This window comes from Saprospiraceae bacterium (assembly GCA_016713025.1).
Classification (GTDB): domain Bacteria; phylum Bacteroidota; class Bacteroidia; order Chitinophagales; family Saprospiraceae; genus OLB9.
Map to the genome: position 1 here is coordinate 245,482 of JADJPZ010000002.1, position 17,137 is coordinate 262,618.

Here is a 17,137-nt window from a genome sequence, read left to right on the forward strand (position 1 = left end):
GATTGGGGATTAGGAGTTATGTTTTTAAGGTGTAAGAATAGGTAATTTCATTCTTTTTGACTTCGGCGCCAGATGACGGGATTATGGTATAAGATAATTTTAAGGCACTTTGATTTCCAGATTCTGATTTTGTGCTGTCTTCTTCAAATGATGCAAATGGCAATGCACCCTTTGTTCTGAAATGTATGGTGATATTTTTATGGAAAGTCACTTTTAAGTGCCTGGGTATCTTTGGCACCACAAATCGAAGTAATTTAACGACTCTGACAGCCTCTTCGTTACAGAATGTATCGAGGCCCCCAATAATCTTTACATCAGTGACACTACCTTTATAATCAATATCATATCTTAGATGAACATCACCTTCCACTCCAAGATTAGCAGATATTTCCGGATATCTGAGGTGGCTTGATATAAATTCTTTCATCGCTTTGTCGCCACCTTCATAAAAGGGTTGTTTGATAAAATTGTCTTCAGCTTTTTTCCTTTTCATTTAAATATACTTCTTAGCATTTGAAAATAAACATGATATATTGATCTATGTTTACGAATACTTCCAATGTTATGTGAAGTGTTGAATTGCGGATCAATTATTAGTAGATTTTTCTTTTGATCAAGGTTCCCGACCTTAGCCGTTGATAAGGAAGGGGTTCGTCTACGAAGAGTAAATGGAAATGATACAATAAGTTATAGTAAACAGAAAATATTCTGCTAAAAATTTAAATCATAATGTCTTGTAAATTAAATAATTATGATTGTAAATTTATTAATTTTCTTTTTGGTATATCTGTCAATTTAACTTTAACCTAAATATCTAAAATGATTCCGTTATGAAGGCCAAAATTACAATAAAATCAACACTTTTGACGACAAATCATACTGTGTGCAGCTATGCTGTAGTCATCACTTTGGTGCGAAGTCAAAGGTGTACGCAGTGAATGATTTTGCAGTAATTTTGGGCTGTAATAGGAAATTCATTTTAGATTTTTAGGTTTAATATAACACTAGGATCTTTAACGCAGATATTTGGAAAAAGAACCACATTTAATATCATGTCATCCTAAATCAATTATCTTATCAGCTTCTCTGATGCCGCTCAGATATGCTCCGTGTACAGTCGAAAAATAATCTGCTTCAGTGTGTTCGCCTGCAAAAAATAATTTGTCACTGACTTCTTTTGCTAAATCATCAAAGTGTCGCATTTCTGTACCCACGGCTGTGAATGAATATGCACCAAACGAATTTTCATTGGATTGCCATTTAGTTCTCAGAATGTTGGTTGGGTTCGGGATATTGTTGCCATAAATGTCTCTTAAGTGCAACATGATTTCGTCCACAATTTGAGTATCTGTCATCGTTTCTGTTTGTCTGCCATAGTCTGCATAAGCAAATGTCATCAATGCATTTACCGTAGGGTGAAACTTCTTCACATTTACAAAGTAATTAAATTTATCCCTAATCTCCGGTGTGTACGAAATGTATTGTACATCGTCCCAAAATGCTGTATTCCAGGTCAGTAAAAACTTATTTACACAATTCATTCCTACCTTTTGAATAGCTGTTGTTTTGGCAGCAGGCAGATCCGGTAAAAACTGAATCACATTGGCTTTTAACACCCCTAATGGTACCGTGACAATGACATAGTCAGCTTCACTTATAGTTCCGTTGTGTGTCACTTTTACTCTTGGACCTGAATAATCAACTTTCGAAACTTTTTGATTGAGTTGGACGTCCAGATCTTTGGCCAGATAATTGGCGATCGTATCATATCCATTTGTTGCAATTTTTTCTGCTCCTCCGAACACTTCTCCTTCGTTGTACAATAATGATGATAGTTTGTCCAAATCACCCAAGTCAAAAGTTACATAGGTCGAAAGTAAAAATTTCCATAATCTGTCGTTGACCTTTTCCGGATATAATGTATTGAATACAGTTTGAAAACTTTGATCTGATTTTCCGCTTTTCATCATCTTATTTAGAATGGCGTACAGTTCATCTTCTGCATTGTCATAAACTGAACTACTTCTCAATTTGCCTCCCACGTCATAAGATTTCCTGCTTTCATCCAAAGTTTCAAAAGTGTTCATTCCGGCTTGCTGAGCCAGATTTGTTATGGGATTGCCATTTACTCCATGTATCCAACTTGCACCTTCATCAAATGCAACACCTAAACTTCTGTTGGTTCTTAATCGCCCGCCTGCTTTTTCCTGAGATTCCAAAATGATGACATTAAAACCTTTTTGTTTGAGTTTTTTGGCTGCTGAAAGTCCGGAAATCCCGGCACCAATGACAATAACAGTTTTTCCGTTCGGTTCGCTGCCGCCATTATTATTGCATGATAAAGACAGTAGTGATGGCATCAACATCAGTGCCGGTAATCCGGTTATGGTGTCCTTAATGAAGATTCTTCTTTGCATATTTTGTTTATTCGTACTTAATTCTTTGTAAAATTATGCGGACTTTCCAATTGTTTGGAAACTGTTGGTTTAACCCAACAGTTGTGACCTTAATTTGCCTAAACAATTTTGTTTTTCTTTAATTATCTAAAGGCATGTTTACATTTTCATCCTTATGATGTAACAGAAAATTCATTTTTATATTTTTGTTCCCGTGATTTTATGATGAATTTTAACAAATGATGATATTAGCGAAGGGAAAATACTGCTTCATTACCTCAATTTTATCTTCCTTGCCTCATCTATCACAACGTTTTTAAACACCTCTGCCAAATCATAAGCCATGTCGAAATCAGTAGGAAATATCTCACAAAAATTGTCCATCTTTTTTCTTGTGGCATCTGTCAGAGCCCTTTCATCTCCTATATACTTGCATCCATATCCATTGAAGTTATGAAATGCATTGACTGGTACTATTTTGATATATTCTTTCGTTCCGGTGTCCATCAATTTGATCATACCTCTCAATTCTGATTGTTTTTCTCTGAATATTTCAGAAATATCGGCCCTTACCCTCTCATACACTTCTTTTTCTACCCATACATCCACTGAGTCTCTTCTTTCTTTGATTTTGTCTTTTCTTACAAGAATCTCTTTAGACTCAGAGTATGTATTGACTCTCTCTCTTTCGGGACTGAAAAAAGTTTGGTTAAGTTCTATGATGAGCACATAGTCTGCGTTATTTCTATCAAAATTGATGCTGTATTCATTCCATACATCATTCAGCCTTGCTACAGGCAGATTGCGCAATTCCTGCTCAATATTGTTACTTTGAAAATCTCTCAAATCATTAAAGATGTCAACATATATCCTGTTCAGGCCAAGCTTCAGAGCTTTTTCTTTTAGTCTGTCTGTATCTTTGTAATTTCTGATGTAAGTATCTATTTTTCGAAGGTCATCATAAGCTTCTCTTGCATAAACCTTAGCTCCTGTTCTTTCTGTTCTCTCCAAGAGTCCTAAGGCATTGTTATAATAATACAGGCAGGTATTTTCTTCAGCATTACTTATTTCATTTCTATAATTTTTGAAATCAAAAGTAGCCTTGTATCTGTCTTCGCTCACCAAAGGCAAAAGAGGTTCCAGTCTTTCCTGACGATCTTCCATGGCTTGATACAGATGAAGTACTTTACTCCAGTTTTCTGGTTTTATCGGAGCATTCAGCCTTTCGATTTCTCTGGCAGATGCACTGTTAAGTTTAAAATAAGCCTTCTCAAGTGCTTTTACATACTCCGTTTTTTTGTTTTTTTCGCCTTGCAGCTTCGAGATGGAATAATTGAAAGCCCTGTCATACTCTCCTTTATCCACCATTTTTTCAACGGACCGGCAAGAAGAAAACGTAGCAACAATGATCAGTGTGTAAAATAATGTTTTCATAATATTGGTTTTTGATGTTTTGAAAAATATGCTCTTAGAGTATGTTTAAACTTTTATCATTTGGCTCCAAGCGGCAAATTTAATTTTATCCAGCGTTATATTTTTCGCCGTACCGCGTCAAGCTACGCTTGAACTTCCGGCTATATTAAGTATTCGCTGCGAGCCTTACTGAATGATGCGACGCAAAATCGTGATAGAAATCACGATTTAATGAAAGGAACCAATCAAACCCGCTACCCTCATTCCCTAAAGTGCGTGTCAAGCTATGCTTGAAACGACCCACCCTATTCACATTTGATTGGATGGGTGGCTATTGCAGTTCCTTCGTTATCGAGTAAAGTTTTTTACTCGATCCTCATCATTGACGAGACCACTCAGTCATCTTGTCCAAAATTAAATTTTCTTACTTTCATTCAAACATAAAAATTTAAACATCTTAATTCCAAAACTAAAATGTATCTACAAAAGTAACACTTTTTGAGGTTCTTTAAAGCAAATTTAACTTTTCAATATACTTATAGTAAACAGAAAATATTCTGCAAAAAATTTAAATCATACTTTATAGCAAATTAAATAATTATGATTTTGATGACGTATTCTGGCTTAAAGGCACAAGCAGTAAATTTATTTTGTTTGAAAACACTTAATTATTATTTAAAACCTTACCTTTGCAGCCATTTTTAAAAATTTCATTAATTAACCTCTGTTGATTTACAGTAATCAACATACAAATTTTAACACAAATGATAGAAGATCAAGGTCTTGAACAAGACCAAAAAGATGAAATCGTAGTAGATGTCGAAGATATCTCTGATATTCAACTAGAACCGGTTCAGGAATCACTTTCCTCTGCACATGATGATTTCGACTGGAATATAGGAAAAAGAAATACTGTGAAGTATGATGATTCCGAACATAAAAAGTACTTCGAACAGTACGACAATTCCCTTAATTCAGTATCTGAACTTGAAGTTGTAAAAGGCAGAGTTACAGCTATACACAGCGGCGATGTGGTTTTGGACATCAACTATAAATCTGATGGTCTGGTATCTTTATCAGAATTCAGAGACACGCCTGATCTCAAAATTGGTGACTACGTGGATGTATATGTTGAAAACAAAGAAGACATCAGAGGTCAGTTGATCTTATCAAGAAGAAAAGCCAAGTTACTGAAAGCCTGGGACAATCTGGTAGAATCATACAAAAACGGTACTATCATCAAAGGTCTCGTAGTGAGCAAAACAAAAGGTGGACTTATCGTCGATTGTTTAGGCCTAGAAACATTCCTTCCTGGTTCTCAGATCGATGTGAAACCTATCACAGATTATGATGTGTACGTAGGTAAAACCATGGAATTCAAAGTAGTAAAAGTCAATGAGGCCATCAAAAATGCTGTTGTTTCGCACAAGGCTCTTATTGAAAGCGACCTTGCTGAACAAAGAGAAACAATCATCTCAGGACTTGAAAAAGGTCAGGTACTCGAGGGTGTGGTCAAAAATATTACTGACTTTGGTGCATTTATGGATTTAGGAGGTGTTGATGGTTTACTTTATATCACTGATATCAGCTGGGGTAGAATCAATCATCCTAATGAAGTGCTTTCTCTCAATCAGAAGATCAATGTTGTTGTACTTGACTTCGGAGAAGATAAGAAAAGGATCTCACTTGGTCTTAAGCAACTTACTCCTCACCCATGGGAAGTACTCGACAATACTATAGCTGAAGGAAGCACTATCACGGGCAAAATAGTAAACATAGAAGACTATGGAGCATTCCTTGAGATCATACCTGGTGTAGAAGGTTTGATACACGTATCTGAAGTTAACTGGAGCAGTCAGCCTGTCAATGCACGAGACTTCTTTACGTTGGGTCAGGAACTGGATGCCAAAGTAGTGACCATAGACAGAGACGAGAGAAAAATGTCTTTGAGTATCAAACAACTCACTGAAGACCCTTGGAGCATCGTTGCTGCAAAATATAAAGTGGGCACAAAACACGTAGGTGAAGTGAAAAATCTTACTCCATATGGTGTTTTTGTCGAACTTGAAAACGGTATCGGAGGTATGGTACACATTTCTGACCTTTCATGGACCAAGAGATACTCACACCCATCAGAATTTACCAAAGTAGGTGAAAAAATAGATGTTTCTATCCTTGAAGTAGATGAAGAAACAAGAAAACTTTCACTCGGTCACAAGCAACTGGAAGAAAATCCATGGGATACTTTTGAAAATGTCTTCCCTGTAGGATCATACCATGAAGCCACAATCGTGAAAAAAGACGATAGAGGTGCAGTAGTACAACTTCCTTATGGTCTTGAAGCTTACGCGCCGTTGAAACATATCAAAAAAGAAGATGGTTCAACAGCAGGTAATGAAGAAACTCTTACATTTAAAGTGATAGAATTCAACAGAGATGATAAGAGAATCATAGTGTCACACAGCAGATACCTTGAAGATATTAAAAAAGAAGCAGATCAACTTGTTGATGCCGAAAAGAATAAAGAAAGGGATGAAGTCAAAAAGACCATCAAAGCTACTCAGTCCAAAGTCGAACTATCAACCTTTGGAGATATAGCAGGATTTTCTGAACTGAAGGAACAGATGGCAGCCACAAAATCACCGGAGTCAGCTCCTAAAAAAGCAGTAGAAGTAAAAGTTGAAACACAAGTTGAGACGCCTGCAGAAGCTCCTGTAGAGTCATCAGTTGAAGCACCTGCTGTAGTAGAAGTTGAAGAAGAGGTGATTGCAGTGATACCGGAAGTAAAAGCAGAACCACAGAAAAAGTCTGCAAAAGGAGATGATCTTAAAAAGATTGAAGGTATAGGGCCTAAAATTGAAGAGTTGCTTCACAATGCAGGTATAGTTACTTTTTCTGATCTTGCAAAAGCTGATGTTGCTGTATTAAAAGAAATACTTCATGCTGCCGGTTCAAGATATCAGATGCACGATCCTTCCAGCTGGCCTATGCAATCAGAAATGGCTGCAAATGGTGATTGGGATAAGCTGAAAGAGTGGCAAGATAATGCTAAAGGCGGAAAAATAGAGGATTAATATTTCCCTATTGATTATAAAACGTTAAAAAGCCCCTGATACATTTAAATATCAGGGGCTTTTTTGTTTAAGAGTATTTAAATTTTTATTGCCCTAAAATCAATATATTATAAACCTGACTTCAAAATAATCATTAAGTCCTAAGTAGGGTCTGCTGAATATGTCAAAATTGACTAATTTTAGAAATGTGGTGAGCAATGGATCCGTTCAAAAAACAAGCGATAGTGAATATGAACGGAGTGAAGTGCATGGCACCAAAGGCAATGAGCCTTTGACGGAGTGAACCGCTTGCGGATGGGCAGGAAAAGTGCGTCTATCGCCAAAGTAGAACATTAAAGTTAAACGATTGAGAATTAAGGCGATAGAATAATGCATGACTGAACGATCCTGTAAGCTGAACGAAGTAAAGTACAAAGTACCAAAGGCATGTGCCTTTGACGTAGAGAACCGTGAAACGGATGGGTGGGCCATGACAATGCGAGAAGTGAAGGAACCCGAAAGGGGTGGGCAGGTCGGAAATGAACATTATGACACCTAGCTGATTTAAGTTTAAATCAGTGCCTTCATTTTTGAGTGATTTCGTATCACTCAAATGCAGCGAAGCCGCACCATTCAGTTACCTTTTTTTGAACTAGCGTTTTTGGTTACTTTTTTCTGGGTAAGCATTCCAAAGGAATATGTGAGAGCAAAAGATGCAAAAAAGTAACTGCTGCCCGCATAGGGCAAGCCAAGATCAAGTGCAAATGGTTTTATAAAAATGCACAAAAAACCGCGCACTGGTAATCCTAAATAAATTTATATTAAACATCCACCTGCAAAGCAGGTGGATTTATTATAAATTTAGGGGCATAGCCCCCATCGTTTTTCAATCCTTCTGTTCGTTGTTGTTGAACAAATCGTTGCCCTTTGAGATATTTTAGCGTCCAAACTATGTGATAATCACATTTATATACTACATGCGCTTGCTCTTTATTTTGGCTCATTCTGCAAAGATAATTCTTTTTATGGCATAGCCCTCAGGACATTACCACCTGCAAAGCAGGTGGATTTGCATTTAAATTAAATTGATAATCAATAATTTAATAAGCATTCAGCAGACCCTAAGTAGTGCAAGCTAATTATGTATCAAAGATTTTGTGGCTGACATTTAAAAAGAAAAGCCTGCCATTTTATTCAAACGACAGACTTTTTGTATTCATTAAGGTTGGGTCTGCCCAAGAAATACAAGTCATTTTTTATAAGTGCTACAGGATCGATTTTACATCCAACGCATAGCTTTGACAAAATAAGTGCAAAACGGAGGCAGCATCACCCAAAACCATTCAGGCTTGAACAACAGGAATAAAAATATCCCAACTAAAGATAAAAGGGTGTAAATCCAATATATTCTAACAGAATCGGAAGAACTTGTCATTTCAATTAATTAATTTTGTGTTTTCAAATCTAAATTGCCCTGCAAATGTAGGATTTTAGATATGAAAATTCCAATAATTGTATCCAATACTTTGCCTGAAATCACAAAAAAATATTATTCAAAAGTACTTTTAATTGGTGAATACACTGTTACTGCAGGGTATAGTGCATTAGCAGTACCTTATATGGGGTATGGTGGTCAATGGATGTATGGAACAAATGTTGAAGCAAAACATATTCACGGACTGAAACATCTTTTACAATATATTGAGTCAGAAAAACTACTTCGTTCGGTGTATAATACAGACAATTTCAGGGATGATCTGGATAAAGGCTTGTTTTTTGATTCCGACATACCTGAAGGTTACGGACTTGGGAGCAGCGGTGCTTTGGTGGCTGCATTTTATGATCGGTTTGCGATTAGCAAATCTAAGAACATTAAAGAACTTAAAAACATTTTAGCACAGACAGAAAGTGCTTTTCATGGTTCCAGTTCAGGTATCGACCCGACAGTATCCTATCTTAATAGTGCCATAAAGATGGATGATGGGCATATCATTTCAACTATGAAATTGAATATTGCAGATTTTGGATTTCACCTTTTAGATACTGGCAGGGAGAGAAAAACAGCCCCTTTGGTAAGGATTTTCAAAGATAAAATGGATAAAGATCCTGATTTTAAAGTCAACATCGATTTATTGGGAAAAGCCAATCAAAATGCCATCTTTCATTTGATACATCATGATATGTCAGCACTTACCAAGGATATAAAAGTGATCAGTGCTTTAGAGTTTAAACACTTCAGGGAAATGATACCTGAAGATGTTATACATTTATGGGAAGATGGATTGAAATCGGATGATTACTATATAAAACTATGTGGAGCAGGTGGAGGAGGGATGATGTTGTGTTATTTTCAATCTGATGCACCAAATAGTAACATGCTGAAGGATTATAATTTGAAAAAGTATTGTGAAAGATTTGAGTGATAAGCTAAACAAAAGCCTCGAAAAAAAGTAAACGTAAGTATAAAAGTAAAAATAAAAGAAATCATTGAGTATAGAAAACAAAACAACAGAGACTTTATCGGTGGGCGATGCTGAAAATCAGATCTTCAGTATTTTGCGAAATGCAGGGGATGCAATTATGCGGCATTACCATACGATTTCAAAGACTGACATCAATTACAAGTCTGATAACAGTCCAGTGACCGCGGCTGATTTGGATTCAAACAGTATCGTTAAAGAAGGTTTATTGCGTCTTTTTCCTGACATACCGGTGATTTCAGAAGAAGATGATCTTCCTCCATATCAGGTGAGAAAAACATTTCAATACAACTGGATACTTGATCCACTGGATGGCACCAAAGAGTTTCTTGCCAAAACCGGTGAATTTTGCATTAATCTGGCGCTTATACATCATAGGAAGCCTGTAGCCGGATATATATATCTTCCTGCAAAAGAAAAACTATACTATGCCTATGCAGGTAAAGGGTCTTACGAATGGACACCAGAAGGATCAGTAAAATTGAATTGCAGTAAATTCGGCCTGCAGGATGTGGGTTTGAAAGTGGTTGTAAGTAGAAGCCATATGGACCCACTGACCAGATTTGAAATCGAAAGACTGCGCCAACCACAAAAAATAGCGCTGGGAAGTGCTTTAAAGTTTATAAGTATTGCGAGTGGAGAAGCTGATTATTATCCTCGTATGATTCACATCATGGAATGGGATACTGCTGCAGGTCAAATCCTCATCGAAGAAGCAGGTGGAAAACTTGAAGATGCGCTTACAGGCAAACCACTTGAATACAACAAACAATCTCTTATAAATCCATATTTTATAGCTTCAGGAATCGTCCAATGAACTCAAGAGCCACATACAGTGCTGTCGTCATTGCACGGAATGAAGCCAGAACCATACGAAAATGTATTGAAGCACTTAAAAAAATTACTGATGATATCATCGTAGTGCTGGATGACAGATCAGATGACGATACTTATGTGATAGCTGAGAAATTGGGTGCGATCATTTACAAAAAAAAATGGGAAGGATTTTCTGCCAATAAAAATTTTGGAGTTGAAAAGGCGCAGAATGACTGGATCCTTTGCCCTGATGCTGATGAAATACTGAATGATGTACTGATTCATAATATTAGATCTCTTCATCCGGATGAAAACTCCGTTTATGAAATGAATATACGTACATGGTTTGGAGATTATCCTGTAAAACATTGCGGATGGTTTCCTGACTGGAATATCAGGCTGTACAATAAAAAAACCATGTCCTGGAATGGTAATCAGGTACACGAAAAACTGGAGTCTGTCCATCCCCTGAAAGTCAAGAGGGTCGATGGTATCATAGAACACTTTAGCTTTGTGGATGAAGCCCATATGATCAGAAAATTTGACCATTATGCACAAATGAGGGCAAGTGAATGGGTATCTGCGAATAAAACACCTTCAATGCTTAAATCTGTTTTTGGGCCTTCTTTCAGATTTTTCAGGACTTATATCATTAAGCTGGGTTTTCTGGATGGAATGATAGGTTATACCATAGCAAAAAACGAGTATCTCCTTAAAAGAAAAGAGCTCGGTTATTACCAAAAACAAAAGATAAAGATAAAAAACTGAAAGATCGGACAGAAAAGTCCAAAGAATTGGAAAAATCTTACACTCCTATTAAATAAAAGACTATCAATAATTTGACATAATTTAAGGTTTTGTTACCTTTGCGCCAAATTTTTAAAAACAGGTAATACCGTTTTAGATGATAAACAGAATTTTAATTGCCTATATACTTTTCCAAATCCTTTGTTTGCCTTCTTTTGCAAATGAAACATCTACCGACAGCACTCATTCGGTAGAGTCAACAGTTCATGAAGGGCATGATCACAGCGCATCTCATGACGATCATGGCGCACAGGAACCCTATGATCCTGCTGCCACAGCCATACACCACATTAGTGATGCCAATGTATATTCCATTCTTGACGCAGTAAGAATACCGTTACCAATGATGCTATATGCTCCTGACAAAGGATGGGATTTTTTCAGCTCAGGAAAATTTCATGCCGGACATCATGAAGATGGTCATTATGCCTACAACGGATATGTATTGAATCACGGAAGTGTTCACAGAGTTGTGGACCCTTCGTTCCCACAGGAAGGTAGTGTCGATCTTGGCCATCATGCATTTTCTCATAAAGATGAAGAAGTAAATGGCAAAAAAACCGAAGTAAAATATGTTACCTATCAAGGTAAAGAATATAGATTAGATGCCAGATCAACACTGGACGGAGGTATTCTTGGAGGCGGGATTACCTCTTTTTACGATTTTTCTATTTCGAAAAACGTATTAGCCATGATTCTGGTATCTCTCTTTTTGTTCTGGATATTCAGAAAAGCTGCCAATGCTTATAAAACCAATCCCAATCGGGCACCAAAAGGTGTGCAAGCCATATTGGAGCCCATATTCCTGTTCATAAGAGATGAAGTAGCAATACCATTTATAGGTAAAGATAAGTATATGAAGTTTTTGCCTTTGCTGATGAGTATATTCTTCTTCATCTTAGGCTTAAATCTTTTTGGGCAAGTTCCATTTTTTGGCAGCACCAACGTGACAGGAAACCTGACTCTGACCATGGTTCTGGCACTTATTGTATTTTTTGTGGTTAATTTCAACGGTAAAAAAGATTACTGGAAACACATATTCTGGATGCCTGATGTGCCGGCTTTTGTAAAAGTGATCCTTACCCCTGTCGAGGTGATGGGCATGTTTATCAAACCTCTCACACTGATGCTGCGTCTTGCCGGAAATATCTCAGCAGGCCATATAGCTATCCTCAGTTTTATAGGTTTGATATTCATATTTGGCAAATCGGGTGCAAGTATGGGCGGCAGCGCAATTGGTACGATGATGGCTGTTCCATTGACTCTTTTTATGATGGCTATAGAATTGATAGTGGCATTTGTTCAGGCATTTGTGTTTACTATATTGACAGCTTCATATATTGGTGCAGCTATTGAGGAGCATCACCATGCTGATCACCATGCCGAAGGACACCATTGATAGGTAAATAATTATTTTTGTAAATATATTTTTTAATCCATATAATAACACTAACATCATGACTGGAACATTAGCAGCAGTAGGAGCGGGATTGGCCGTAATCGGAGCTGGTATCGGTATCGGAATGGTAGGTGGAAAAGCAATGGAAGCTATAGCAAGACAACCTGAAGCATCTGGAGATATCAGATCAGGTATGATTCTTATGGCAGCCTTTGTGGAAGGTGCAGCACTTATTGCTATCCTTCTTTCCATATTCATGGCCGGATAATACTGACAGACAAAACGAAAAACAGCCATCGCAATGCGGTTGGCGGAGCATGGCTGTTTTTTCAGCAACAAAAATTGTAGATTAAAATCATTAAAATAATAAACAACCAAAAAATATGTTTTCACTTCTAAGTTTTAATCCTTTTATTCCTTCTCCGGGTCTGGCAATCTGGGGGGTCATCATCTTTGTGCTATTTTGGGTTATAATAGGAAAAGTGGCATTCAAACCGATAGCTGAAGCTCTTTACAAACGAGAAAATGATATTCAGGATGCTATAGATCAGGCCAAAAAAACGAGAGAAGAAATGGCAAATATGAAAGCTGAAAATGAAAAATTATTGGCTCAGGCAAGAGAGGAGAGATCAAAGATTCTCCAGGAAGCGAAAGAAATCAAAAATGAAATGATCGCCGAAGCTAAGGAAAAAGCCAAGGAAGAGGCTTCTAAAGTGATCAGTAATGCTATGCATGATATCGAAAATCAGAAAAAAGCAGCGATTACTGAAGTAAAAAATGAATTAGGAACTATTGCTCTCGATATTGCTGAAAAAGTGATAAGAAAAGAATTGAAAAGCAATGCCGACCATCAAGCTTTTGTCAATGCTCTTGTAAAAGAAGTAAACTTAAACTAATCTGCTTTATAATCATTTAAAAATTAAATCATGTCCGTAAGCAGAATATCATCCAGATACGCCAAGTCACTCATGGAATTGGCATTGGACAGAAATGAGCTTGAAGCTATTAAAAAAGACATTTTATATTTTACTGACGCCATGCGCAACAGAGACTTATATCTTTTGCTCAAGAGCCCTATTATCAATGCAGGTAAAAAACTTAGCATTATCAAAACTGTTTTTGGAAATAAAGTGGGTAGCACGACCATGGCTTTTTTTGAAATTATCATCAAAAAGGGCAGAGAAATGTACCTTCCTGAAATTGCTGCAGATTTTATAGGCCAGTATAAATTATACAACAAAATATCCACGATAAAAATCACAACAGCTTCTCCATTATCGCAAGATGCAATGAATGATATCAAATCAAAACTTCTCGCAAGTAATATCACTATGGAAAAACTGGAAGTTACAGAAAAAGTTGACCCGTCCATTATCGGTGGATTTATCATAGAAGCAGGAGATAAGTTATATGATGCGTCCATCGCCCACAAGCTCGAAGAGATGAAAAAGAACCTTTCTGGTAATCAATTTGTAAAAACATTTTAATAAAAATTATAAATAAATATAGTTATGGTTGATGTAAAACCTGATGAAATATCCGCAATACTGAAACAACAGTTATCGGGATTTAAAACAGAAACAGAACTCGAAGAAGTAGGAACCGTGCTTCAGGTGGGAGACGGTATAGCCAGAGTGTATGGTCTGACAAAAGCACAGGCAGGAGAGCTTGTAGAATTTGATAATGGTGTTCAGGCCATAGTACTGAACCTGGAAGAAGATAATGTGGGTGTGGTATTGCTCGGTTCAGGTGACGGTATCAAAGAGGGCTCAACTGTAAAGCGTACAGCCCGAATCGCTTCCATCAAAGTAGGAGAAGGTTTTATAGGTCGTGTAGTGAATCCACTTGGTCTTCCTATAGATGGTAAAGGTCCTATCACCGGAGAGGTATATGAGATGCCTATCGAAAGAAAAGCACCTGGTGTTATCTACAGACAACCTGTAAACGAACCACTCCAAACAGGTATCAAAGCCATCGACTCTATGATTCCGATCGGAAGAGGTCAGAGAGAGTTGATCATCGGTGACAGACAGACAGGTAAGACGGCCATAGCCATCGACACCATCATCAACCAAAAAGAATTTTATGACCGAGGAGAACCTGTATATTGTATATATGTAGCTTCAGGTCAAAAAGCATCTACTGTAGCGCAAGTGATGAAATCACTGGAAGATGGAGGTGCTATGGCCTATACTACCATTGTATCAGCATCAGCTTCTGATCCTGCACCATTGCAGTTTTATGCGCCATTTGCAGGAGCTTCTATAGGTGAGTTTTTCAGAGATACAGGCAGGCCGGCATTGATCATATATGATGACCTCTCCAAACAAGCTGTGGCCTACAGGGAAGTATCATTGCTTCTCAAGAGACCACCCGGAAGAGAGGCTTATCCGGGCGATGTATTCTACCTTCACTCCAGACTACTCGAAAGAGCGGCTAAAATCATCAACAACGATGATATAGCACGTAATATGAATGACCTTCCCGAGTCGCTCAGAAAATCAGGAAAAGTAAAAGGTGGTGGATCATTGACAGCACTACCTATCATCGAGACACAGGCAGGTGACGTATCAGCGTATATCCCTACCAACGTAATATCGATCACTGACGGTCAGATCTTCCTCGAATCCAACTTGTTTAATGCCGGTATCAGACCTGCTATCAACGTTGGTATATCTGTATCAAGGGTAGGAGGAAATGCGCAGATCAAATCCATGAAAAAAGTAGCCGGTACATTGAAACTGGATCAGGCTCAGTACAGAGAATTGGAGGCTTTTGCAAAATTTGGTTCGGATCTTGACGCTGCTACTCAATCAGTGCTTGAAAAAGGTAAAAGAAATGTTGAAATCCTTAAACAACCACAGTACTCTCCTGTATCAGTGGAGAAGCAGGTAGCTATCATTTATCTAGGTAATCAAGGCTTGCTCAGAAATGTGCCGGTAAACAAAGTCAGGGAGTTTGAGGATATATTCCTGACAACCCTTGAAAGAACAGATGCAGCGACACTGGATGCTATCAGAAAAGGAAATCTTTCTGATGAAGTATTAGCCACTTTAAAAAGAGTGGGTGCTGAAGTGTCCGCTCAGTTTAAATAAATTATTCCATCTTAATTAAGATATCATCACAATTATAAAAGCACATGTCCGGTAAACTAAAAGAAGTACGAGAAAGGATAAAGTCAGTGCAATCCACTCAGCAGATCACCAAAGCTATGAAAATGGTGTCTGCTTCAAAGCTCCGGAGAGCGCAGCAAGCTATTACTGAGATGCGACCCTACGCCAACAGATTGGATAAAATGATGAAAAACATCGTTGCCAATCTGGAAGGTGATATCAACTCTCCTTATGTAAAAGTAAGGGAGGCTAAAAAAGTAGCTATCGTAGTCATTACTTCCAACAGAGGTTTGTGCGGTGCATTCAATACCAATATCATCAAAGAGACCATCCTGAAAGTCGAAGGTGTATATGGATCACAGAGGGCTGACAAAAACCTTTCATTAATTTTTGTAGGTAAAAAAGGCTATGATGTACTGAAAAAGCGTTTTTCTGATTGTACCATTAATGCAGAGTATGTAGATCTTTTTTCTGACTTGAGTTTTGAAAACGTATCTAAAGTCTCTCAAATGCTGATGGATAAGTTCAACAGCAGAGATTATGATATCATTGATGTATGTTACGGACAGTTTAGAAATGCTGCTGTCCAGGAAGCGATAGCAGTGAGATATCTTCCGGTACAGTCGATAGAAAAAAAAGAAAGTACAGTAAAAAAATCATCCAAAGCTGATTATTTGTTTGAACCGAATAAAGAAACGCTATTGGAAGAATTGATTCCAAGCATCCTCCAGACTTCGTTTCAAAAATTTGTACTGGACAACCACGCTTCAGAACATGGGGCCAGGATGACTGCGATGGACAATGCGACCACCAACGCTGAAGAATTGATGAAAGAACTAAAAATCAATTACAACAAAGCAAGGCAGGAAGCCATCACCAAAGAGCTTTCTGAGATCGTCGGAGGGGCTGCAGCCTTAAACGGATAATCGACATAAAATAAGTAATCATAAAAAATGCCGGTATGGAATTCAAAATCTATACCGGCATTTTTGTTTAATATTTGATTCTCCATCAAATTAATTTTTCTCTTTTCAGGCAATGAGTCTCCCTGTAAAGCGAGACTGGAATTACCAAATAAGAAGTAAATAAGTGAAAAAGTTATAGTCTGCCATAAATTTTTAAACGATTTTAATTTATATTATGTTATTATGAAATAGTTAAACTTTATGGACGTAGCATCTCAAAAATTGGAATTAATTAATTGGATTACAATGTTAGCCGACGAATCAACTTTGGAAGAAGTTTTAGCCATTAAAAGGAAAGAAAAGATAACCTTTGATACGGAAATCTCAAAAGTTGTATCTATTCAAGAAGCTCGTAAAAGATCTAAAGAATTTGTAGAAAATTTACCTTGGAAAAAGTAAAAATTGAAATTTCCATAGAAGTTATTGGATATCTTAATGAACTGATCAAAATTCTTTTTGAAAAAGAATACTTTAGTTTTGAGGAATCTGCACAGCTTTGTGTTAAAGATATATATGATTTTATTGAATTTGAATTATATAATCTTCCTCATAAAACAACCCCACACAAAATAAAAAATTTTGGATCAAAAAATATGTTTGTTACAAAGCCAATAAGCGAACCACTTGGTATATTTTTTTTACCACACAAGAAAATCTTATTTTGATCACACATATTACCAACAATCATATGCAGG

Annotated in this window: 17 protein-coding genes; 13 read left to right on the plus strand and 4 right to left on the minus strand. The window is 37.1% G+C overall.

Annotated elements, in window-relative coordinates:
- Positions 1-16: 16 nt before the first annotated feature.
- The 3 genes from IPK35_01215 to IPK35_01225 all read right to left on the minus strand — a co-directional run bounded on the left by IPK35_01215 (position 17) and on the right by IPK35_01225 (position 3,830).
- Positions 17-493: a TonB family protein gene (locus IPK35_01215; protein ID MBK8051917.1), complete on the minus strand. Its 477-nt coding sequence runs from the start codon at positions 491-493 to the stop codon at positions 17-19.
- 562 nt (positions 494-1,055) lie between these two features.
- Entirely contained in the window at positions 1,056-2,417 is a 1,362-nt protein-coding gene (locus IPK35_01220; protein ID MBK8051918.1) for an FAD-dependent oxidoreductase, read from the minus strand.
- A 252-nt stretch (positions 2,418-2,669) separates the two neighbouring features.
- Positions 2,670-3,830, minus strand: coding sequence for a hypothetical protein (locus tag IPK35_01225; protein ID MBK8051919.1), 1,161 nt, complete (start codon positions 3,828-3,830; stop codon positions 2,670-2,672).
- 743 nt (positions 3,831-4,573) lie between these two features.
- Between IPK35_01225 and rpsA the strand changes: the two genes are divergently transcribed.
- Positions 4,574-6,883 carry a 30S ribosomal protein S1 gene (gene rpsA / locus IPK35_01230; protein ID MBK8051920.1) on the plus strand — a complete coding sequence of 770 codons (2,310 nt, stop codon included), beginning with the start codon at positions 4,574-4,576 and terminating at the stop codon, positions 6,881-6,883.
- 373 nt (positions 6,884-7,256) lie between these two features.
- The gene (locus tag IPK35_01235) at positions 7,257-7,421 is read left to right on the plus strand and encodes a hypothetical protein (protein MBK8051921.1); all 165 of its coding nucleotides are present in this window, start codon (positions 7,257-7,259) and stop codon (positions 7,419-7,421) included.
- A gap of 262 nt (positions 7,422-7,683) precedes the next feature.
- Here IPK35_01235 and IPK35_01240 read toward each other — a convergent pair whose 3' ends face one another.
- Positions 7,684-7,866, minus strand: coding sequence for a hypothetical protein (locus tag IPK35_01240; protein MBK8051922.1), 183 nt, complete (start codon positions 7,864-7,866; stop codon positions 7,684-7,686).
- A gap of 492 nt (positions 7,867-8,358) precedes the next feature.
- Here IPK35_01240 and IPK35_01245 point away from each other — a divergent pair, with 492 nt between their 5' ends.
- From IPK35_01245 to IPK35_01295, 11 genes are all read left to right on the plus strand, one after another.
- Positions 8,359-9,285, plus strand: coding sequence for a hypothetical protein (locus IPK35_01245; protein MBK8051923.1), 927 nt, complete (start codon positions 8,359-8,361; stop codon positions 9,283-9,285).
- A gap of 64 nt (positions 9,286-9,349) precedes the next feature.
- Positions 9,350-10,159: a 3'(2'),5'-bisphosphate nucleotidase CysQ gene (cysQ, locus tag IPK35_01250; GenBank protein ID MBK8051924.1), complete on the plus strand. Its 810-nt coding sequence runs from the start codon at positions 9,350-9,352 to the stop codon at positions 10,157-10,159.
- A complete protein-coding gene (locus IPK35_01255; GenBank protein ID MBK8051925.1) occupies positions 10,156-10,926 on the plus strand; it encodes a glycosyltransferase family 2 protein in 771 nt (256 codons plus the stop codon). The genes cysQ and IPK35_01255 overlap by 4 nt, the downstream gene beginning before the upstream one ends.
- Before the next feature lie 136 nt (positions 10,927-11,062).
- A complete protein-coding gene (gene atpB / locus IPK35_01260; GenBank protein ID MBK8051926.1) occupies positions 11,063-12,364 on the plus strand; it encodes a F0F1 ATP synthase subunit A in 1,302 nt (433 codons plus the stop codon).
- Between the two features lie 58 nt (positions 12,365-12,422).
- Complete coding sequence (gene atpE, locus IPK35_01265; protein MBK8051927.1) at positions 12,423-12,632, plus strand: ATP synthase F0 subunit C; 210 nt, start codon at positions 12,423-12,425, stop codon at positions 12,630-12,632.
- A 115-nt stretch (positions 12,633-12,747) separates the two neighbouring features.
- Positions 12,748-13,260: a F0F1 ATP synthase subunit B gene (atpF, locus tag IPK35_01270; GenBank protein ID MBK8051928.1), complete on the plus strand. Its 513-nt coding sequence runs from the start codon at positions 12,748-12,750 to the stop codon at positions 13,258-13,260.
- 30 nt (positions 13,261-13,290) lie between these two features.
- Positions 13,291-13,851, plus strand: a complete 561-nt coding sequence (atpH, locus tag IPK35_01275; GenBank protein MBK8051929.1) for an ATP synthase F1 subunit delta — start codon at positions 13,291-13,293, stop codon at positions 13,849-13,851.
- Positions 13,852-13,875: 24 nt separating this feature from the next.
- Entirely contained in the window at positions 13,876-15,459 is a 1,584-nt protein-coding gene (locus tag IPK35_01280; GenBank protein MBK8051930.1) for a F0F1 ATP synthase subunit alpha, read from the plus strand.
- Positions 15,460-15,503: 44 nt separating this feature from the next.
- Positions 15,504-16,403: an ATP synthase F1 subunit gamma gene (gene atpG, locus IPK35_01285; protein MBK8051931.1), complete on the plus strand. Its 900-nt coding sequence runs from the start codon at positions 15,504-15,506 to the stop codon at positions 16,401-16,403.
- Between the two features lie 240 nt (positions 16,404-16,643).
- Positions 16,644-16,841: a hypothetical protein gene (locus IPK35_01290; protein ID MBK8051932.1), complete on the plus strand. Its 198-nt coding sequence runs from the start codon at positions 16,644-16,646 to the stop codon at positions 16,839-16,841.
- Positions 16,829-17,107, plus strand: a complete 279-nt coding sequence (locus tag IPK35_01295) for a hypothetical protein (GenBank protein ID MBK8051933.1) — start codon at positions 16,829-16,831, stop codon at positions 17,105-17,107. The genes IPK35_01290 and IPK35_01295 overlap by 13 nt, the downstream gene beginning before the upstream one ends.
- The last annotated feature ends 30 nt before the right edge of the window (positions 17,108-17,137 follow it).